This window comes from Streptomyces sp. NPDC049597, assembly GCF_040675505.1.
Taxonomy (GTDB): domain Bacteria; phylum Actinomycetota; class Actinomycetes; order Streptomycetales; family Streptomycetaceae; genus Streptomyces.
In genome coordinates this window covers 33,827-54,652 of the sequence record NZ_JBFAOY010000031.1, presented here as the reverse complement: position 1 = coordinate 54,652, position 20,826 = coordinate 33,827, and the positions used below count along the sequence as shown (strand labels likewise).

The following is a 20,826-nucleotide window of genomic DNA, read 5'->3' as shown; positions in this document are numbered from 1 at the left end:
GCGGCTCGGCCCCCGGCCGGGGACTGCCCGGCGGACGAGGCCTGGATGACAGCGCTGATGGCGGATCTGTTTCCGCTGAGTCGCAGCATCACGGGGGACGGCACCCGGGCCACGCTGGCACGCGTCGGCCGTGAGATCGCCCTCACCGTCCACGAGGTGCCGACCGGCACATCCGTCCTCGACTGGTCGGTCCCCGAGGAGTGGAACCTGCGTCGAGCCCGGCTGATCGCGCCGGACGGTTCCGTCGCCGTCGACACGGCGGACAGCAACTTGCACGTCGTCGGCTACAGCACGCCAGTGCGGGGCGAGTACGCGCTGGTCGATCTTCTGCCCCGGCTCCACTCGCTGCCGGACCGCCCCGAACTGGTGCCCTACCGGACCAGCTACCACGTTCGTGACTGGGGCTTTTGCCTGTCGCAGCGGACGCGCGCCGCTTTGCTGCCCGGCCGGTACCGTGTGGAGATCGACGCCTCGCTGGCTCCGGGTTCGCTCAGCTACGGCGAACTGTTGGTGCCGGGCCGTGTACGCGACGAAGTCCTCATCACCACCCACATCTGCCACCCCTCCCTGGCCAACGACAACCTGACCGGTATCGCGGCCGCGACCGCTCTGGCCCGCTGGGCGGCCAGGGAGAGCCGCCGGCACACCTACCGCTTCCTGTTCCTGCCGGCGACCATAGGCGCTGTCACGTGGCTCGCCCGCAACCTGGACGCCACCGCACACGTCCGGTACGGACTGGTCCTCACGGGTCTGGGAGACCCCGCGCCGCTGACCTACAAGAGTTCTCGCCGCGGAAACACCGCCATTGACCGCCTGATGTCGCACTTGGTCACCCATGGCGGCGGAACCACGACGGACTGGTACCCGTACGGCTACGACGAGCGGCAGTTCTGCTCGCCCGGATTCGACCTTCCCGTAGGCCGTCTGAGCCGGGCGATGCACGGCACGTATCCGCAGTACCACACGTCCGCGGACGACCTGTCCTTCGTGAGCGGCGGGCAGGTAAGCGCGGCGGTGGCCACCGTGCTCGCGGCGTTCGACGCCATCGAGAGCGGCCTGGTGCCGCGCAGCCTCGCTCCCTACGGCGAACCTCACCTGGGACGGCGGGGACTGTTCCGCGGACTCGGCGGCACCCTGGAGAAGACGTCGTCGGAGTACGCGCTGCTCTGGCTGCTGAGCCTGGCCGACGGCGAGCACGACCTCGTCGCGATCGCCGAGCGTTCTGGCCTGTCCCTCAGCGAGGTGATGACAGCCGCCGAGGTCCTGAGGACCTGCGGGCTACTGGCCTGAGTTCAGCCGGTCGACACGGGCGCGGTCCGGCAGGGCGGGGAAGGCGCTGATCACCGCCGCCGCCGTGGCATTGCCCAGCGCCAACGCCTGGGCCGGCCCGCGCCCTTCGACCAGCCCTGCCAGCAGCCCTGCCGCCAAGGCGTCACCGGCCCCCAGCGTGTTGACCGGGCAGCAGCGGACGGCATCGACGTGGACGATGTCGCCGCCGACGAGCACCAGTGAGCCACCGGCCCCGAGTGTCAGGACCACCAGGCCGGCACCAACACTTGCCGCCTCCCGCATCATCCTCGCCTGCTGGTCCCGGGCCAGGCCGTCGCCGGACAACAGGCAGACGTGACAGTACGGGGCCCGGGCCAGCACGGACGCACGGTAGCCGGCCGGATCCGCGAGCCACGGTCGGTACCCGAGATCGACGGCTGTCGGCGCGCCCGCTCGCGCGAGGGCCTCCAGCACCGGCTCGAACCCCGGAAAGCCCGGGCAGTACGCGTACTGCACTCCGTCCGGCCACACCTCGGGCACTTTCGCGACGAGGAGCCCCGGAGTGCCGTCCGACGGTTCGTGGACGATGTCATGGTGGCCGGAGGTGTCGTGCAGCACGAGCGTCCTGCCGGTACGGATCCCCGTGCGCAGCGGTGCCTCGCAACGCACCCCTCGTGCCTTCACTTCGCCGATTAGCCACGTTCCGACCTCGTCGTCACCGGCCATCGCCTCGAGCGCAACGCGGTGACCGAGCCAAGCCAGTTGCTGGCACACCAACGCCGAGCCTCCTCCCAGGGTCAGATGCACCCGGCCCAGCCGGAGCGTGTCGGAGGCAGGCGGTCGTGAGGGAAACGCGCCGAAGACATGGGCGGCCAGCTCGCCGAACGCGACAACGGACAGTGGGGCTCGGCCGGGGGACGGCTTTTCCCCGCACGCGGGCCGCGGGGCGGAGGTCATCCGCGGCCCGCTGTGGTGTCGCCTTCCAGCTCCGGATCGTATACGAGCACGGCGTCGGCGGGAGGCCGGCCGAACAGCTCGACCACGGTTCGCTCGCTGAGGGCCTTGTGGGTCGCGACGTTGTGGAAGTCCCTGATCGCCGTGCCAGTGCAGCGCACGTCGACCAGCGGAGCACCGGAACCGGAGTGCAGGTCGTCGCTGTCCACGGTGCGAAAGTCCACGCTGTAGCGGGCCCAGCCGGAGGTGTTGGGGACCGTCGCATGCAGGTGCGCGCCAGAGAAGAGCATGACCGCGCCGGTGGAGGGCAGGACCGTCAGGGGGTGGTCCGCGGTGTGGTCAAGGGCGCGCGGACGTGGCTGCGTCTCGTGCGTAACCTGCCGCGCCGTGTGCGCGCGACCGGCGTTGTGGCGGTAGTAGTCGAACGTCTCCGAATCGTTGGGCACTTCGCGGGCGAAAAAGGCCGGGTCGAAGTACATGGCGTTGTCCGGTAGGACGTCGAAGACCGGCAGCCACCAGTTGACCTGCTGCGCAGGTGCGCCGTACCAGACGTCGCGGTGCCAGGGAAAGGAGAACGCCACCCCCGTGGTCAGGTGGCCCTGAGGGAAGGAGGTGCGTGGTTTGGGAACGTCGTAGAAGCTTCGGCCGGCCGGGAAGCCCGCCTGAACGATGATCTCCCGTACCAGCTCGCCCGCGCGTCGACTGTGGATGAACCGCGGTTTCCACCGGCCGAGCATGCCGGCCAGTTCGGACGGGCTGTAATGCTCGTGGGCCCGTTGCGGATCATGCGGTGCGAACAGGTCGGTGAGCTGTTCACGGGTGTGCTCCGCCAGCGCCCGTACGCCCGGCAGCCCGGTCAGGACCACGATGTCGCCCTGAAACAGCCTGCGCCGCAGCGCGGCGGCCGGGTCCGGCGGATCGACGACGACCATCATGCAGGCTCCCTGGGATTCAGTTCGGTCCCGAACCGGGGATAACCGGGACCACGGAAGGGCGCCCCGGCGGTCACCCCGTTGCGCCGTGCCTTGTCCATCTGGCGGCCGGAGGCGTACGGCTTTGGTGCGTAGCGCACGTCCGCACCGGCCCAGCGGGTCACGACCGCCCGTCGGCGGCGGTGTCGCGAGATGTTGGGGCCCGCGCCATGCAGGACCGATGCGTGGAAGACGACCGCGTCCCCGGCGGACAGGGCGGGCGCCAGGACACGGTGGCGTTCGCGCAGCTCGGTGTCGTCCGGCACGGCGAGCCACGCCGGGTCTCCCACGTTCTGCCCCTCGGCGAAGGAGGCGGCCCGGAAACGCTCGGGCCACAGGTGCGATCCCGCCACGAACTCCAGCCCGCCGGTGGTCTGGTCGACGTCGTCCAGTGCCAGCCACGCACTGCACAGCTCCCGGCCCGTGGCGGCCCAGTAACTGCCGTCCTGATGCCACGGCGTTCGCCCCTCCGTGCCTGGTTCCTTGACGTAGACCTGATCGTCGAGCAGCGTCAGCGGCGGAGTGCCCCCCAGCGCGCTGAGAACCGCCGGCACCAGAGGGGAGGACCGCAGAACCGGAGCAAACGCCTCCACCCGGGCGAGCACGTCGTGCCCGTACGCGAAACGGCCCGACGTCGTGCGCCCGTCACCGGCCTCCGTCACCGGCGCCCCCTCGTCGTCGAGATAGGCATCGACCTGCTGGCGGATCACGAGTAGCTGGTCGACGCTCAGCACCCCGCGGACCACCACGACGCCGCTGCGCCGAAACTCCCGGAACGTCACAGCGTCCATGTCTCCCCCTCGAATCCCTCGTCCCTGGCTGCGGCGACGATTTCCCGCTCGTAGGTCGCGTTGGAGATCACCAGCATGTCGCAGCTGACGCCGCGAAGGTCGGTCGGCGGGCACACCCGGTGACCGGTCACCGGCAGAAACGCACCGTGCCGCGCAGGATTCGCATCGACCGTGAAGTCGACCAGCCGGGCCCCGGGGTCGACCGCCGCGAGGAAACTCGTTCCGCGTCCGCCCGCGCCCCAGAGCACGGTGCGCAGGCCGGACCCCGCCCACGAGCTCAGGCGAGCGGTCCATCGCGACCGCTGCTCCCGGTAGGCGCCGGCGAAGTCCCGGGCCGATTGCGCCGTGTGGGGATTCGCCGGGCCCAGGGCGGAGGTGGGTGCGCCGCCGGCGACCGCGACTAGCCGCAGGTACTGGCCGTCCATGTAACAGGGCGCGCACTCCAACACCCGCATGCCCTGTGCCGCGCAGGCACGCCGCAGCGTGTCGGCGGTGAAGTACGACCGATGCTCGTAGTGGACGTTCCACGCCATCCGGTTGCCGAGCAGCCAGTCGGCGTTGGGGACCTCCAGGTACACCAGGGTTCCTGGACGGCCGGGGTCGGCCATGGCGTTGATCATGCGTAGGAAACCCGCTGGGTCCGGCAGCAGTTCCAGGATGCTCCGGGCGACTACGAGCCCGGGCGCTTTTGGGGGCGGCTGCGGACGGAACTCCTGCGGATGCAGCCGTACGCGGCCCTCGCCCACTGCCTCCGTGTGCGCCGCGCGCAGGCTGGGGTCGTACCCGTCGCCGCTGTTGCCTCCGAGCTGGCACAGCAACCGCAGGAAGTAGCCGTCGCCGCAGCCGAGTTCGACCACTGCACGGTCGCGGACTCCGTGCTCGCCGACCAGGGCGAGGGCTTCCTGATGCAAGTAGGCCCGGTAGAGGGGCGAATGGGTGAGCGACACGTCGTAACCGGGGGCGTAGCGGATCCGCTCGGCTTCGAAGCCGTCGTTGACGACCAGGCCGCAGTCCCGGCACTGGGCCAACCGCACGTCTCCCGTGGCGGCGCCCAGTGCCTGTTGATGACTGGGTAACGCCACGCCGATCTGCAGCGGCACGCGGGCGACGTGGAGCACCATCTCCAGGCGCTGCGAGGCGCAGAGCGGGCAGGCGCTCATCCGCGCGTCCGTACCGCTGGTGCGACCGGCCGTCCGCGCAGCACAGTCCCGACCCCGTGGTCCAGAGCCCGCCGGTACGCCGTCATCGCGCCGGCGAACGCGGACACCGTGTCGTCGACCGCCTGGGGGTCGTGCGCGGCGGAGACCACGAGCGAAGGAGCGAGCACCCCGCGTTGCAGCAACTCCTGGAGCAGCAGCGTTCGGAACGCCTGGCTCGCCCTGCCCTCGCCGTCCCTTGCGACGTACACCATGTTGCAGTCCCTGCCCTTGAGCTGCACGTACGACTCCAGGCCGGCGTCGGCTACGACGCCTTCCACTCCGGCGCGCAGGTCGGCCCCAATGCGATGCAGGCGGTCGGCGATCGCCGACCGCTGATAGGTGTCGATGACGGCGAGGACGGCGGCCAGGGCCCACGGCTGGGCGCTGCCCGTCTGAGAGAGCAGGAAGACGCGGTCGGCGTCGTCCACCGGCCCGCCGAGCCGCATGACGTCGCGGCGGCCGACCAGTGCCGACACCGGAAACCCATTGGCCATCGCCTTGCCGAAGGTCGACAGATCAGGGAGAACGCCGTGCACGAACTGTGCGCCGCGTTCGTGCCACCGGAAACCGGTGATGATCTCGTCGAGGATCAGCAGGGTCCCGTGCCGGTCGCACAGCCGACGCAGACCCGGTAGGAAGTCCGGCGCCGGCGGCTCGGTCGTCTCGGCCTCCAGCACGACGGCGGCGATCCGGCCTGGGTGCCGGTCCAGCAACTCGGTCAGGCCAGCCACGTCGTTGTAGGAGAAGCCCACGGTCAACTGCCGAACCGCCTCGGGAATACCGGCAGCCATGGGCGTTGTACCGATGAACCAGTCGTCCGTACCGAACATGGGGTGCTCGCGGCAGACGGCGATCAGATCGCGGCCCGTGAAGGCCCGAGCCAGGCGCACCGCAGCCGCGGTGACGTCGGACCCGTTGAGCCCGAACTTGACCATCTGCGCGCTGGGGACGAGGTCGATGAGCCGCTCGGCCGCTTCGCGCTCGATTCGATGCGGTCGCACGAAGTTGACGCCGCCGGAAAGATGCCGGCGCACTGCGTCGACGACCGGTCCGAAGCCGTGGCCCAGTGTGGTCGATCTGAGGCCGTTGCCGAACTCCACGTATGCGTTGCCGTCCACGTCCCAGACCCGGCAGCCGGCTCCGCGTTCGATGACGGGTGCCATTCCTTCCGGATACTGGTCGTCACCCTTGGCGTACGTGTGCGCACCGCCGGGGATCAGGTCGTTGAGAACCGAGGTGTGAGCGCGCGAGGCGCGGAAATTTCGCACGTGTCACCACGTCCGCCACGGTGGGTTTCGGCCTTTCCACAGGGAGTTGAGAAACGCCACGTCCGCGACAGTGTCCATGCACTGCCAGAAGCCCTTGTGCCGGAAGGCCTTCAGCTCCCCGGCGGCGGCCAGCGCCGGCAGGACGTCGTGTTCCAGGCTGCTGTTGTCCCCGGCGATGAAGTCCATGACCTCTCGCTGGAAGACCATGAACCCACCGTTGATCCATTCAGTGTCGAGTGGTGACCGCTCCGCGAAGCCGACGACGCTGTCGTAGTCGAGGGACAGCCGGCCGAAGCGCGCCGGAGGGTGCACGGCCGTGATCGTGGCCAACCGGCCGTGAGAGACGTGGAATTCCATGGTCTCGGCTATGGCCAGATCACTGACGCCGTCCCCGTAGGTCAGACAGAAGGAACTTTCCGTCAGCCTGTCGGCAAGTCGGAGAACTCTGCCGCCGGTGTTCGTCTCGACCCCGGTGTCGACGACTTCCACGGTAGCGTCCGCGGCGAACAGCTGCTGGATCTGTTCGGCCCGGTAGCCGGCGGCGACAACGCCCCTGGAGACTCCGGCGGCCTTGTAACATGCGAGTACGTGCCAGAGAATGGGACGGCCGCCGACTTCGACCAGAGGCTTGGGTATCTCGTCCGTCAACCTGCCCAGCCTGGCGCCGCGGCCTCCGGCAAGGACGACGACGGACGGTGCACCATGATTTCTGTCAGCCCTCATGGAACTGGCTGCCCCCCTCTGCCCGGCTTAACCCCCATGGGGAACCAGGTTCATCGCCGGTGGGCGGCAAACCCTTCCCACGACTGGTGACGAACAGGTCCCCGAGTACGAGGCCGTCCAGGCACATTTCGGTGAGGCAGCTCAACGCCGCCTGCCACGATCCAGCAGTGGGCCGACCCTTCATGTTCAGCGAGGTGTTGATCAGCAGGGGCGAGCCCGTCAGCTGCTCGTAGCGACCGAGCAGCGCTTCCAGGAATGCGTCCGTCCCCGCCTTCACGGTCTGCACCCGAGCCGTGCCGTTGCGGTGGATCACTGTGGGCGCGTGGTGGAGGAGTTCCTGCCGTGCATCCACAGCGAGGCTCATGTAGGGCGACTCGCACCCACGCAAGTCGAAGTACCCGGCGGCTCGGTCCGCGAGGACCATCGGAGCGAACGGCCTGAAGGTCTCGCGCTTCTTGACCCGGGTGGCCAGCCGGTCGTGTACCTGGGGCGAGAGGGGATTGGCGATGATGGACCGATGCCCCAAGGCTCGTGGGCCGGCTTCCGCAGCACCCCGGTAGATGCCGAGGATGTCGTTCTTGGCCAAGGCCGCGGCCACTCGACGAGCGAGGTCCCGTTCTTCGTGAGGACCGGACACCTCGAACCCGCGATTGCGTACCTCCTCGGCCTTCGGGATTGCCGGTTCGACACCCCAGTACGGCGACGCGGGTACCTCAGCCAGCAGACACTGTTTCTCCAGGACGACGGCCACAGCGGCGCCCAGTGAGGTCCCGGAGTCGCCGGGAGCCGGGGGCACGAAGAGTTCCGCAACGTTCGGAAGGTCGCGCAGTTTGCCGACGGCGACACAGTTGGTGGCGACCCCGCCGGCCACCGCCCAGCTCCTGCCCGATCCGGGACGCAGGCCCACCAGGTGGGCGGTCACCTCCTCGACACGTTCCTGGAGGGAAGCCGCCAGATCGGCATGGTCCTGTGTGAGTTCTTCTCCGGGTGCCCGCCGGGGGATCGACGCCAGGACGAACGCGTCCGTCAGCCTGTTGCCGCTGTCGCCGAACACCCGTTGTCTCACGAGGCGGGTGCTCACCCGGAATCCCCGGGGTGTCAGCGGAATCGCCCGCGCGAGCAGCGCCCGGAACCGCGACGGATCCCCGTAGGCCGCCAGCGCCATGACTGTGCCCTCTTCGTCCCGCATCCGGAAGCCCAAGTGGTCCGTGAGAGCTCCGTAGACGTAGCCGAGGGAGTCCGTGTCAAACGTCAAGGCGCGCAGATCGAGGGAGCGGGCCGCACGGTTCCAGCCGCCCATCGAGGTGGTCGCGGCCTCTCCGATGCTGTCGACGACCAATACATCGCGATCGTGCCAGCCCTGCGGTGCGATCGCCGAGAAGGCATGAGCCCGATGGTGGGGCACCTCCACGATCGCCGCGCACGGAAATTCCGCGGTCAGCCGTCTGAGCGTCTGGGCGTGCGCCGCGGCTATGGAGTCGTACGAATGCACGGCTCGGCGCCGGCGGGCGGGATCCCCCGCCCTTCGCATGGCCCTTTCTCTGCCGTGCCGGTACAGAGAGCTGTCGAAGGTGTATGCCACAGCGGTCACCTCGTCGGGTCCTCGCCCTGCTGCGGCCAGAAGAAGGCGGGCCGCTTCGCTGGGGAACGCCCGGGTGTGCTTGTCGTCGACCAGCCGATCTTCCTCGAGGAAGCCGATCAGACTGCCGCCGACGAAGAGGGCGGCCGACGAATCATGGGTGTGGGCACACACCCCCAGAATCACCTCGGCCGTCATTCTCCGTGCCTCCCGACACAGGGCTCCCCCTGCTGCCCGTGCACGACAACCTCCGGGAGGCCGGGAAGAGGGTGGCGGAACGCCGTTGACGGAGACCACACACGTTGGGCCACCTCGGCCTTCGCGACCGAGTGCCTCCCATCCAGGGTCAGCTGACCCCGGGTCGCTGTACAACGGCCCAGGCGCCAGGGGCGGCGGCCCAGCCGGGCGAAGGCGGCCCGGACATCGTCGAACCGCTCCGGACGAAGGGTCATGACGAGAGCCAGATCACCGGAAGGCGGCCCCAGGAGGCACTCTGCGGAAACGGCTTCGGGAAGTCCTTCACCCAGTCGCTCGACGGCCGAGCCGTCGAGGTCGATGCCGACCTCGGACCCTCTGGCCAGATCGTCGAGGGTGATCAGCAGGCAGTCGTTGGCGTCGATGACAGCGGTGATCGACTCGCTCTCGACGAGCAGCCGCCCGAGCTCCAACTCAGGGAGTCCGCCGAGCAGCGCGGACGCGAGCCATTCGGGTCGCAGGTCGCCCGCGGGGTGGTTCAGGTGGGCAAGCGCCGCGTTGAAGCGCCCGGGCCGGCGTGACACGACCACCAGGTCCCCCGGAGCCGCTCCGGTTCGCCCGGGCGGGAGTTCGGAGCGCCGCCCCACCCCTCTGACCGAGGTGGTGAGGGCGGTGGGGCCGAAAGTGGTGTTGCAGCCGTTCTGCAAGGTCGCGCCGTTGATCCGGATCGCATGCCGTACTCCGGCTGCGATTGCCGCGACCATGGTGGGGTCGGCGCTCCTGGGAATCTGGAGGTCGAGCTGGACTGCCGGCTGCGACACCCCCGCGCACGCCAGATCCGACAGGGCCGCGTTGACCCCTCTGTAAGCCCACACGTCCAAGGGCTCGCCGGGAGGACAGTCACCGTGGACCGCCCGGTCCACGCTCGACGCGAGGCGCACGTCCGAGCCAGGGACCGGCCAGTGATCGAAGTCGGCCTCGGGATTCTCGTCCTCTCCGAGCCCGCCGCGCATCAGCGTGATGACCTCGCGCTCGTGCATTCCGCCCCCTCGTCGTCGCCACCCTCCGGTGCTACTGGTGCGTGTGGTGCCCGATCGAGTACGACAGCGTGCCGGGGGTCGCCGCGACCGCGCCCATGACCAGATCGCGCTCCTGCTGGGTCACCGCGTAGGCGCCCTCCCGCTCGACGCGTTTACTGCCGCCGGACAGCTCGAACAGGTCGCGCAGCATCAACTCGTTGAACCTCTTGGTGTACTCGCAGCTTCTGCGGTCGATGGACATCTCGTCTCCATTGGCGACGTAGGCGTCGTAGGCACAGCCGTTGCCGCACATGCCACGGGCCGAGCACCCGTCACAGTGGGTGTAGTAGATCGGTGACCGCATCCGCCAGCGGCTGAGTACGGAATCCGAGTACGCGGTGCCGTCCAGTTCGGAGAGTGCGAGCCGATCCATGACGAGAAACGACTTGCAGGGGCCGACCTTTCCCTTGGCATCGAGGTTCAGGTTCGCGCCGGCCGCGGCACCGCAGTCATGGAAGCGGTAGTGGCCCTTGACGAATGGCTCGAGCTTGCGATGGACGAGTTCGAGGAACAGACCCTGGTCACGCCACTTGCGGTGGATGTCGTAGAGAGTCTGCGCGTAGTCGACGCCATCTATGAGATAAGGGTAGTCCTGCTGTTCCGGTGTGGGGGGCTTCATGAAGTTCACTCCCAGGCCGGTCGGCTGGTACTCGGTCATGAACCACTCGATGATCTCGTCGGCCCGCGTCAGGTTGTGGCTGCCGAAGACGGCGGAGATGGACACCTCGACGCCGTGCTCCTGAAGGATCCTGATGCCCCGGTCGACCTGAGTCCAGGATCCTCGGTCGGCGTGGTTGGGGCGTAACAGATCGTGGATCTCCGCCGGTCCGTCCATCGACACGATGCACTTGGCGCCGTGACGGGCAAGGGTCCGGGCACGGTCGGCAGTGATCAGGGTCGCATTGGTGCCGACGACGACCCAGCAGTTCTCGTCCGGCCGGGCAAGCCGCTGCTTCTCATCGAGGAGGTGCTCCAGTTCCGGCCAATGCAGGGTCGGCTCACCGCCCGTACAGTGAATGATCTTGGGTCGGGCGGCCCGCGAGTTCGCGAAGAAGTACTCGATGACCTCGGTGAGTCGCGCGGTGCCGGTGGGCGCCTTCTGCGGTGCCTCGACGTTCTGTACGACCTTGCAGTAGTCACACTTGAGATTGCAGAAGTCGGTGAGCAGTACGCGGAGCAGAGAGAAGTCCGGATCCTTCTCGACTCGCTCTGCTTCTTGAGCTGCCAGCGAGGCGCGCACGGCGTTCTTGTCCTCGCCCCGTCCCGAGACGAACCCCTCGGCCTTCATCATGGCGAGCACCGACTCGTCCACGGCTCCGTTCGCGGCGAGGGCCTCAACTGTCCTGTGGAGGACTTCTCCGCCGAAGATCTGACGGTGTCGCAGCGCGTGCGTCAGGCAGTACGCGCCGTCTCCGAGATCGACGAGCTGAACGTCGTTCTCCAGCTCTCCCCGCTCCGAGGTTGCCGGGTCGGCCGGGATCTCGACCAGCAACCGGGTTGGCGGAGCGGCCTCGGGTGGGCCGATACGCAGTGAGCCCTGGGGGATGAAGACCGTGGTGGGCTGTATATCGCTCGTCACACCACAGGACTCTGAGCAAGCAGTCACGGCTCCTCCAGCGGTCTTCGGCGCGCAGGCCGGTGGGAAGGGCACTCGGTCGATTCGCTACGAGGGTGGCAGCAACCAAGGGGAAGCGCCAGAGGGCATATTGGGCGAAGGATCCTGTTCCGCGCCGACGTCCACCGGCGAGGCTGATCTCCCAGGAGGGCATCCATCAGAGTGCGTTCTCGTCAGCTGAGCAAGGCGGAGGCGAAGATCCTCGGCAGGGGACTCCAGCGGGGCGCGGCGGCGAAGTCGGTCAGGAGGCGGTCCCTCATGGCGGCGGTGCGGTTGGTGACGAACCAAGGGGCTTCGAAGACAGCACCGGGTCGCCGTGCAGCAGGGCTCCGGGTGCGGGACGAAACAAACCGCGGACGTCGGTGCTTTCAGGGGCCGTCCAGGAGCAGCGCGTTGTCTTTCCCGGGGCCGGTCGCCGACTCGAACCTCTGGACGGCAGTCAGCCACCGCCTGCGCACCTGACCCGCCGAACCGGACTGCCCGCACACGACCCCGAAGGACCTCGGAGAACCCGCCACCGGACCGGCCATCCGGCACCCACGCCTGCCCGAAACCGGAAACCACCCGACAACCGATCAGCGACCCCGATCAGGATTCACGCGGTGGATCCAGGCTCAGTAGGACGGCTGCCACCCCTCCATCATGCTGTACCGCGGTCGGCCTATGCGTTCGAAATCAGGGATCGCAGCGAGGGGGATAAACGTTTCCCTGCCGCCCGACACCGGAGAATCGAGTATGAGCTGGTTGTGGAGAATTTCTGGATGTGCCAGGACGAATTCCTTGAAGTTCTTGACCGTCATTTCGATCACGATGATGCCGCGGCCGCCTCCGGACCGCCCGCCTTCACTGGCTTGATTCGCATAGTAGTTGGCCGTCTCCAACTGCTGGGTGAGGTACAGGCCTTTCCCCCTCTCGCCCGCTGCCCGCTCCTGATTCGTCGTGATCCGGCCGAGGTCGATGTGCTGGTCCGCAACCGTCCCCTCGGCGTCGTAGTAAGTGGTGCCGCGGTAGAACGTGATGATCGCGTCGTCGTCCGGCTGGTTAGCGGGAGCGGGCGGAGGCGCGGGTACCGTCCCTGGCGACGCGCCTGTGGTGGGCGCCTCCGGCATCTTGCTGTTGGTGGGCGGGGTCGCGAGATGTGCATTGGAGCCGGAGTGGTCGGTGCCGCCCTTCGGCCCGGCGAAGATCGCGAACAAGGTGACGCCCACCACGACGGTTCCCAGCACGGCGCCGACAGCGGCTCCCGGCGGTCCGCCGACTGTGCCACCGACGATCGTGGGGGCGAGAATCACCTCCTCCACGAACTTGCCGGTCGGGTCGGTGTAACGCAGAGGATTGTTGCGTGCGTAGGTGTAACCAGCCAGGTCGCGGGACTCGCTTCCGCCGGCGGTGTCCAGATAGTCCGGCAGCGCCGGGTCCGCGCTCGCCCACAGTTGTGTGCGCGGGTTGTAATAGCGCGCCCCGTAATAATAGAGCCCCGTCTCCGCGTCGAGTTCCTTGCCGGTGAACTGGTACGGGGTGTCCGCGTCGCCGGTGTGTTCCTCGACCCAGGTCTCGCCGTACGGGAAGTACTCCAGGTGTTCCGTCACGTTGCCGTTCTTGTCGCTGACAAAGCCCGAGGAGCCTATGTGGTCGGAGTGGAAGAACTGCTGCTCGTCCTCGACGCCGGCGGTCTTCACCGTCTGGGTGGTGACGCGGCTGTCGCCGATGAAGATGTGCTTGTAGCCGGCGCCGTCACGCTCGCTGTAGTAGCGGTTCGGGTAGAGGGAGAGGCCCGCGTCGCTGGTCTTGACGACGCGATCGCCCCTGTTGTCGTAGGTGTACGAGACGGTGGCGCCGGCGCAGCCGTTGGGGTCTTGGGTGACGGTGCCCGTCGCGGTGTCCTGGTTGCAGACGAGGCGGTTCTCCTCGTCCCAGACGTACTGGCGGTGCTTGTCGGCGACGGCGGTGTTGAGGGTGCTGGTCAGATTGCCGTTGGCGTCGTGGTCGTTGGCGATCGGGCCGACCTTGCCCGGGGCGTGTGGCTTCGGGCCGTCGTATGTGTACGTGTAGTCGTAGGTGGTGCGGTCCTGGACATCGGGGCCGTTGTCCGGATTCTCGACCGGTTCGATGGGCCCGTTACCCCCACCGCCGGACGGGAGGGCCGGGGTGCCACCGGTGATCTCGTGGGTCTGCGTCTTGTGCGTGGTGTTGTGGACCGAGTCGTACTCGATGCTCAGCGTGTACGAGTTCCGTGCCGCGTTCTTGTCCGTGTAGGTACCGGACGCCGAGGTGAGCCGGTACAGGTCGTCGTAGCCGTACGTCTGGGTGCTGGGCCCGCCGATGTCGCCGCCCTGGGGCGCGTTGTTGGCGAGCGAGGAGACGTTGCCGGTCTTGTCATACGTGTAGGCGAGGTCCTGGAAGGCCGTTCCGCCCGACGGCGTGGACTTCAGCGTGGCGAGGCGGCGGTCCTCGGCGTCGTAGGTGTAGGTCGTGCGGACGCCGTTGCCGGCCTGCTGGAGGGCCTTCTGACCGAACTTGTCGTAGTCGATCCGGTCCACGTACGTGTAGGTGGCGCCGTTCTTGCTGCCGGTGGCCCGCCTGACCTGGCCGCCGGAGTCGTAGTCGTAGGTGAGGGTCTCGCCATCCGGGTAGGCCATGGCGAGGACTCGGTTGAAAGCGTCGTAGCGCCAGGACGTGTCGTAGGTGCGGGGGCCGTCATGCACCGCGGTGACGGTACGGATCTCCTTGGCGACCTCACCCAGAGCGCCGTAGACGCGCTTCACCGTGCCAGCGGCGTCGTGGACCTCGCTGACGCGGGAGGCGGCATTGTTGGCGGCACCCGGGGCCCCGTAGTCGTAACTGACGTTGTTCGCGGGGAAGGTCGGATAGCGGATGGCCTTGAGGCGGGAGTACTCGTAGTCGTACTCGATGGCCTTGTCGGCGGCGCGCAGGTTGGCGGTGATCTTGGAGATGACGTTTCCGGCGAGGTCGTAGCGGGTCTCCGTGCGGCCCGTGTCGGGGTTGTCGTACGAGACACGGCGGCCCAGGCCGTCATAACTCGCCCTGATCACGTTGTTCTTGTCGTCGGTGACCGCCGTGACCTGGTTCAACGGGTCGTGGGCGTAGCTCGTCCACACCGGGACGGAGTCGTGGAACTCCTTGACGGCGGTGGTCACTTCTCGCGCGTCGGTGTAGGTGACGCGCTTCCTGCCGTTGCCGTCGGTGACGGTGGTCTCGAAGCGTGTGGCCCCGGACCGGTCGGGCCCGAAGCCATAGGCGGTGCTGGTGCCGACGCCGTCGGGCCGGACCGTCTTCACCGATCGGTCGAGGACGTCGAAGGTCTCCTTCGTCGGCGCGACCGTGTCGTACGCGGCGTTGAAGGTGGTGTTGGCGGCGCCCTTCGGCTCGGTGACCGGGTAGTACGTCTCCACCGTGCGGCCGAGGGCATCGAACTTCATGCGGCCGGACACCGTCATGACGTCGGTCGGGTCGGCGCCCGGTGGGCCGGCGACGGAGGCGTCCTTCTTCTGCTGCAGGATCCGCTGAAGGCCATCGCTGAAGGTGACCGTGTCGATGGTGTCCTCGCGGACACCGTCGGCGGCCCGGTCGAGGTGCTGCGTGGTGGCGTACGGGACGGGCGCCTCGGGGTGGTAGCCGAAGGTGATCGTCGCCCGGCCGGTGTCCTGCTCGTAGGGGCCGGTGATGGTGGCGAGGCGGCCGACGCTGTCGTACGTCATCGTCAAGGACTGGTTGTTCTGGTCCGTGTTCCGGGTGGGGACCCCGTACCTGAGATCGTAGGCGGAGGTGGAACGGTAGCGGAAGCTGTCCTCGACCGACTCGATCTGGACACCGACGGTGGGGTCGTAGCTGTAGGTGAGGGTGTAGCGCTGGCCCTTGGCGTTGGCGGGGCCGGTGACCGCCTTCAGGTTGCCGTCGGGGTGGTAGACCATGTCGGAGACCGCAGCGGTGTCGTCGTCGAGGTACTCGCGGACCCGGCGGACCTCACCCGTGGCGCAGTCGACGTCGGTCCCACGGTGGCGTAGCACCTTCCCGGCGGCGTCCTTCTGACTGATCTCGTCGGCGATGCCGGTGCGGTTCGCGTCGCGGCACTCCGGGTCGGAGGCCGTGTAGGCGTAGGTGGTCTCCAGGTCGTCGGCGGCGCCCTCACCTCCGGTGTCGAAGACGCGGGTGACGTTGCCGTAGGAGTCGTAGGTGAGCTGGGTGGTCGTGCCGGCCCCGGCGGTGGCGGCGCCTTCGTAGTCCTTCTGCTCGACCTGGGTGAGCTGCGGGAAGACGGTGGCGGTGAGGCTGTCCGGCTCGGCAGTCCCACTGGAGGCGGCGTCCACCAGTGTGTAGGTGTTCAGCGTCTCCTTGTACGGGTGCCCGGCGCCGTCCTCGGTGAGGCTGCGGGTGAGAAGTCCGCGGGTGACGTAGCCGTCGGTGCGGTAGTCGTCGGTGCGGACGCGGCGGACGGCGTCGTCGGCGCCGGTGTCGCGCTGTGCGGTGATCACCCGGCCGAAGCCGAGGAACTCGCGTTCAGCGCGGTGGTAGCGGCCCTGGTCGTAGCGGAAGGTGGTCAGACGTGTGTCGGCACCATCACCCGCGAGCCCGTCGAACACCGAGGTGCGGGACAGCACCCAGCGGCTTTCGGGCATGGCCTGGGTGTTGCCGGTACGGGCGTAGTCCAGGTCGATCCGGGCGCCCATCGGGCGCGACACCGTGCGCAGGAGGTTGGTGCGCCCGGTCTTGTTGGTGGCGACCAGCATCTCGTCGTCGCGGGTCGACTTGACGTGGTCGGCGAGGCCGTCGCCGTTGACGTCGCGCAGGCTGGTTTCGGCCCGGCTGATGCCGGTGGACGCGTTGGCGCCGGGGTTGAAGACGAAGACGCCGACGGGAGTGGGCAGGCCGACGGTGAAGTAGACGCCGGCGCCGAGACTGGCGTTCTTGTCGACGGCGATCTCGGGGAAGCTGCCGCGGAACGGGGCGGGTGCGGTGAAGCCGGTGCCGGTGTTGACCGCGACCTTGATCGCCTTGGCCTCGTCGGTGAACACCCGGTCGGTGAGGCCGTCGCCGTTGACGTCCGTCATGCTCGCGTTGGTGAACGAGGTTCCCAGCTCGGCGGAGAGGCCGCCCGCGAAGCCGTAGCGGTCGACGTTGAACCCGAGGTTGACGCCGACGTTGCGGGTGGACGCGTCGTTGATCGGTCCGGCCGACCAGGGTTCGCGGGCGGCGAAGGAGTAACCGAGGTTCAACTGGGCGTCGCCGTTGCCGAACACCTTGTCCGGCAACCCGTCCCCGTTGATGTCGATCAGGTCGACGCGGGCGTCGGACTCGCCGCCGCCGAGGCTGCCGCCGATGCCGAGCGACGGCTGGACCGCGCCGGTGGTGGCGGTGTTGGCGCTGGTGCCCGCGTCGGGCGCGGCCATGCCCAGTGCGCTGGCGATGGTGGCGGTCTCGCTGCCCGCCGACAGCGAGACGTTGCCGGAGACGTTGTCCGCCTCGCGGACGTTGCCGCCGAGGGTGCCGCGCTTGGCGCCGAGCGCGCCGCTCATGTCGGAGAACTGGATCTCCTTGGCGCCCACCACGTCGGGGTAGCCGTCGCCGTTGAGGTCGAGGTAGTCGACCGAACCCGCGGTGATCCCGCCGACCACGGTGCCGCCGAACGGGCCGGCCGCGAGGGTGGCGGACACCTGGCCGGTGACACCGCGGCGCATCACCGCCCGGTCGCCCGCCACGTCGGCGTCGGTGACGATGTCGATGGTGTCCGCGCCGAGGCGGGAACTGGTCGCCATCGCGGCGGTGATCCAGGAGGACTCGTCCTGAGCGGCCCAGCCGCCCTTGGCGGGAACGGGGGCGAACACCGCAAGACGCGGCATGGTGAGCCGGGGATTCGCGGCGAACACCGGGACGTCCGCCTCCTTGGGCTCCTTGGGAAGCGCGTCCTTGAAGCTCTGGTCCAGCGTGAGTTCGGCCTGCTTGAGCGGTTGGGTGGCGCGCTCGCGGTTGCCTTGGTAGCCGATCACGCCCCAGCCGCGGTAGGGCTGGGCGAAGGCGCCCTGCCCGACGGAACCGTGCATGGCGCTGGGCGCCGGGGTGAAGGTCGGCCAGCTCGAGGTCACGTCGTAGGTGACCGACGCGGACTGCTCGACGAGCATGCCGAGCAGTCCGGTCTCCGTCGTGGAGTAGTCGATGTAGAGCTCGTCGCCGGCGGTGACCGGCACGGTCAGGTCCAGGTTCGGGCCACCGAAGGAGGTGTCCTTGGCTTGGAAGATCCGTTTGCCGCGCAACTGCCCGCCGCGCTTCTTCACCGTGAACGCGATTTTGGCCTCACCGAGCAGCCCGAAGTTGAGGGACACCTTCGGCCGCACCTTCAACTGGCCGGTCCTGGTCGCCTTGTAGGACTGCTGCGGCGCGATGAGGGTGTTCGCCGGGTACATGCTCAGGTCGTACGGCGGGTTGATCACCAGCGTGGGCTCGCCCGCGGCGTCGACGACCGACTCGACCCCCTGCGCGGCCGTGTAGTGCGCCTTCGGCGCCCAGCTCACCGCCGAGACGTCGATCGGGGAGTCGGTCTTCAGCTTCCACGACATCTTCTCGAACATGCTGACCGGAATGCTCACGTCGATCGCGGTCGTGCCGGTCGACGCGGCGGGCAGGACCTTGCGGAACACCTCCGTGCCGGCGTGGACGCCGTTGCCCTTCTCGATCACGACGGTCACGTCGTCCGAGGTCGCCTCGGACTTGACCACGTCACCCGTCAGCCGCAGCGTGCCGTTCACCGGCACGGTCACCTGGGACGGCCTGCCGCCGAAGGTGAAGTCGTCCGACGCGCGGAACACGGTGTTCGCCAACCCGTTCGCGTCCGTGCCGGCCGGCAGGTTGGTGTAGGTGATCGCCGGGTCCCACGCCACGGTGTCGTACTTGCCGTCCAGAACGGACTGGGTGCGGAAGTAGAGCGCGTCGCCCTTCTTCACCGGAATCGACGCCACATTGCCCGGTGTGAACTCGCTGTGGTCGTCGGGGCCGATCCGCTGCGCCCAGAGTTCGGCGTCCTTGTGCTGGATGGTGACCCGCACGCCGTCGGCCTTGGTGTAGGCCGCCCGCGCCGGGGAGGGGTCCTGGGTCAGCTGCACGGGGCCGTCGACGCGGACGTTGCCGTCGAACGGCGCGACCCAGCGCCGCACCGAGTCAAGGAGAGGCGAGTTGTCCACCTGCTGGTTGAACTGCGCGGTCTGATCGCCGACGATCTGGCCGGTCACCGCGCCGCCCCCGATCGGCGCCGGGGTGCGGGTGGAGTCCGCGCTGTAGGCGGGTTGCCCATGGGCGTCCAGGTAGCCGAACAGCACGCCGCCGTTGTTCACCAGGTCGGTGATGCCGTCACCGTTGACGTCGCTGAAGAACCGGTCCGAGGTGGTCGTGGTGCCCACGAAGTCCAGCTGGGCCGAGGTGGTGAGGACGTACGACTCGACGCCGATGGTGCCGGTCAGCGTGCGCTCGGTCGAGATTCCCGGGAGGCTGGTGAGCTTGACGGGCGTGTCGCCGAACTTCGGCTCACCGCCTGGTCTGGCCAGGTTGGGCCGGTAGAACACGTCGTTCTTCTTGCGGAACACCTTGTCCGGCAGGTTGTCGCCGTTCACATCGGTCAGCGTCGACAGGCCGTCGGACTGGCCCGCGCTGAACCCGACCTTCAACCCGACGGAACCCTCCTTGGTCGGCAGACCCTGCACGTTGTAGCCCGCGAACAGGTGCGCGCCGAAGCCGACCGACGTGTTCGCCGAGATCGCGCTGGCCTCGCCCTCCCGGATGTTCACCCCGAGGTCGTCATCCGGCACCGACCAACGCGCCGCGTCGGTGAAGGCGTTGTAGTTGCCCGACGGGTCGCGCACGTCGTCGAAGTAGTCGAACGTGTGGGTGTTGAACAGCTTGTTGCTCTCGCTGAACTGCGACACCGAGGTGAGCAGCGTCTTGTCGAACGCGCCGGTGCGGTAGTTCAGTTCGTAGGCGCGGATCAGCTGGTCGTCCAGCTTGACCTCGACGCGCCGCAGCAGGTCGGCGGTGACCTTCTTGAACCCGTACCGGGCGTCGATCCGCACATCCGCGCGGCGGGGCTCGCCGCGCTCACGGTCCCGGATGAACGTCACCGAGTACCTGCCGTCGGTGTCGCCGCGACCGGTGTAGGTGATCTTCTGCGGGTACAGGTCGCTGCCCGGGACCGTGGAGTCCGCCGTGCCGCCGTCGGCCACCTTGGCGTACCGGTAGCGCATGACGTTGTCGTTGCCGTCGCGGACCTCCCGCGCCGCCCAGGTGGCGACGCGCCCCGTGCCGTCGGCCAGCGTGCTGTCGGCCGTGCCGCCGAAGAGCGTGCGGACACCCTGCTTGTCGGTGACCTCCCACCAGTAGTTCGTGGGGCTGTCGCCGTGGCGCACGATCCGGTCGAACCGGCCCTCCACCCGGGAGTGGAACACCTTCTGCGCGGTACGCGCCTGCAACGCGCTCCGGTGCGCCACCGGGGTCAGCTGCTCGCCGTTGAGCAGGTAGGTCTCGGTCTCCAGTCCGGCGTCGTAGCGCGGCACGCCCCACCGTGTGTCGACCGTGACCATCGGGGTGGCGAGGTTCCACCCGACGCCGAGCCACCCGTTCGTCCCCGACGAGTTGTAGGTGACGGCCAGCTTCGGCTCCAGGCCCGCGCGGCCCTTCGGCACCTCCAGCGGGTACGACAACCGCGCGTCGCCGCTGTTGTTCGCCGAGGGCGCCTCGATGAGGTTCACCCCGGAGCCGGGGTCGGCCGCCTTGATGTCCTTGATCTGGTTCGGGTTGAACGACGTGCCCTCGGGGTGCTCGGGGCCCTTCACCGCCGAGTCGGCACCCGCCGTCGGCCCCGCCGAACGCACCCGCTGCGACGGAACCACAGCCGCCATCGCCACCAACGCCACGAGCAGGGCGAAGACCAGGCCCTTGTGGCGAACACGAACCGGACGACGAGCCCACACGAGGACAGTCATGCCCCCGACCCCCTCTGGATCCGGGCGACATCCCTACCGACCCGCCGCCACTACCGCGACGGTAACCACGGCCGTTGAAATCCCGATGAAACAAGCGACACGAGCCCCGGCGGCCGACGACAACGCCACGGCCTCATCGGCCGGGCAGCGACCTGCGGCTCACCCCCGGTTGCCGTGCGACCTCAGTCACATTTGGCCC

11 protein-coding genes are annotated in these 20,826 nt (G+C 68.6%); 1 reads left to right on the top strand and 10 read right to left on the bottom strand.

Annotated elements, in window-relative coordinates:
* Positions 1-45: 45 nt before the first annotated feature.
* Positions 46-1,290 (top strand): DUF4910 domain-containing protein, encoded by a 1,245-nt coding sequence (locus AB0K02_RS27920; RefSeq protein WP_365995291.1) that lies wholly within the window; start codon positions 46-48, stop codon positions 1,288-1,290.
* On the opposite strand, the gene AB0K02_RS27915 is transcribed toward AB0K02_RS27920, so the two are convergent.
* The 10 genes from AB0K02_RS27915 to AB0K02_RS27870 form a co-directional block, all read right to left on the bottom strand.
* Positions 1,279-2,226: a carbohydrate kinase family protein gene (locus AB0K02_RS27915; RefSeq protein ID WP_365995290.1), complete on the bottom strand. Its 948-nt coding sequence runs from the start codon at positions 2,224-2,226 to the stop codon at positions 1,279-1,281. The two genes, AB0K02_RS27920 and AB0K02_RS27915, sit on opposite strands and share 12 nt — an antisense overlap.
* On the bottom strand, positions 2,223-3,158 hold the full coding sequence (locus AB0K02_RS27910; protein ID WP_365995289.1) for a hypothetical protein: 936 nt from the start codon (positions 3,156-3,158) through the stop codon (positions 2,223-2,225). The genes AB0K02_RS27915 and AB0K02_RS27910 overlap by 4 nt, the downstream gene beginning before the upstream one ends.
* Complete coding sequence (locus tag AB0K02_RS27905; RefSeq protein ID WP_365995288.1) at positions 3,155-3,985, bottom strand: phytanoyl-CoA dioxygenase family protein; 831 nt, start codon at positions 3,983-3,985, stop codon at positions 3,155-3,157. The genes AB0K02_RS27910 and AB0K02_RS27905 overlap by 4 nt, the downstream gene beginning before the upstream one ends.
* Positions 3,973-5,145: a methyltransferase domain-containing protein gene (locus AB0K02_RS27900; protein ID WP_365995287.1), complete on the bottom strand. Its 1,173-nt coding sequence runs from the start codon at positions 5,143-5,145 to the stop codon at positions 3,973-3,975. The genes AB0K02_RS27905 and AB0K02_RS27900 overlap by 13 nt, the downstream gene beginning before the upstream one ends.
* A complete protein-coding gene (locus AB0K02_RS27895; protein ID WP_365995286.1) occupies positions 5,142-6,452 on the bottom strand; it encodes a glutamate-1-semialdehyde 2,1-aminomutase in 1,311 nt (436 codons plus the stop codon). Before AB0K02_RS27895 ends, AB0K02_RS27900 begins: the two co-directional genes overlap by 4 nt.
* 3 nt (positions 6,453-6,455) lie before the next feature.
* A complete protein-coding gene (locus AB0K02_RS27890; RefSeq protein ID WP_365995285.1) occupies positions 6,456-7,175 on the bottom strand; it encodes a sugar phosphate nucleotidyltransferase in 720 nt (239 codons plus the stop codon).
* Complete coding sequence (locus AB0K02_RS27885) at positions 7,165-8,952, bottom strand: carbamoyltransferase C-terminal domain-containing protein (RefSeq protein ID WP_365995284.1); 1,788 nt, start codon at positions 8,950-8,952, stop codon at positions 7,165-7,167. Before AB0K02_RS27885 ends, AB0K02_RS27890 begins: the two co-directional genes overlap by 11 nt.
* Positions 8,949-9,989, bottom strand: a complete 1,041-nt coding sequence (locus tag AB0K02_RS27880; protein WP_365995283.1) for an AIR synthase related protein — start codon at positions 9,987-9,989, stop codon at positions 8,949-8,951. The genes AB0K02_RS27885 and AB0K02_RS27880 overlap by 4 nt, the downstream gene beginning before the upstream one ends.
* Before the next feature lie 31 nt (positions 9,990-10,020).
* Positions 10,021-11,607 carry a radical SAM protein gene (locus tag AB0K02_RS27875; RefSeq protein ID WP_365995282.1) on the bottom strand — a complete coding sequence of 529 codons (1,587 nt, stop codon included), beginning with the start codon at positions 11,605-11,607 and terminating at the stop codon, positions 10,021-10,023.
* A gap of 650 nt (positions 11,608-12,257) precedes the next feature.
* Entirely contained in the window at positions 12,258-20,627 is an 8,370-nt protein-coding gene (locus AB0K02_RS27870) for a SpvB/TcaC N-terminal domain-containing protein (RefSeq protein ID WP_365995281.1), read from the bottom strand.
* Between the last annotated feature and the right edge of the window lie 199 nt (positions 20,628-20,826).

Coding starts and splice junctions, on each gene's coding strand:
- AB0K02_RS27920 (WP_365995291.1), top strand. CDS start 46: ATGACAGCGCTGATGGCGGATCTGTTTCCGCTGAGTCGCAGCATCACG.
- AB0K02_RS27915 (WP_365995290.1), bottom strand. CDS start 2,226: ATGACCTCCGCCCCGCGGCCCGCGTGCGGGGAAAAGCCGTCCCCCGGC.
- AB0K02_RS27910 (WP_365995289.1), bottom strand. CDS start 3,158: ATGATGGTCGTCGTCGATCCGCCGGACCCGGCCGCCGCGCTGCGGCGC.
- AB0K02_RS27905 (WP_365995288.1), bottom strand. CDS start 3,985: ATGGACGCTGTGACGTTCCGGGAGTTTCGGCGCAGCGGCGTCGTGGTG.
- AB0K02_RS27900 (WP_365995287.1), bottom strand. CDS start 5,145: ATGAGCGCCTGCCCGCTCTGCGCCTCGCAGCGCCTGGAGATGGTGCTC.
- AB0K02_RS27890 (WP_365995285.1), bottom strand. CDS start 7,175: ATGAGGGCTGACAGAAATCATGGTGCACCGTCCGTCGTCGTCCTTGCC.
- AB0K02_RS27885 (WP_365995284.1), bottom strand. CDS start 8,952: ATGACGGCCGAGGTGATTCTGGGGGTGTGTGCCCACACCCATGATTCG.
- AB0K02_RS27880 (WP_365995283.1), bottom strand. CDS start 9,989: ATGCACGAGCGCGAGGTCATCACGCTGATGCGCGGCGGGCTCGGAGAG.
- AB0K02_RS27870 (WP_365995281.1), bottom strand. CDS start 20,627: ATGACTGTCCTCGTGTGGGCTCGTCGTCCGGTTCGTGTTCGCCACAAG.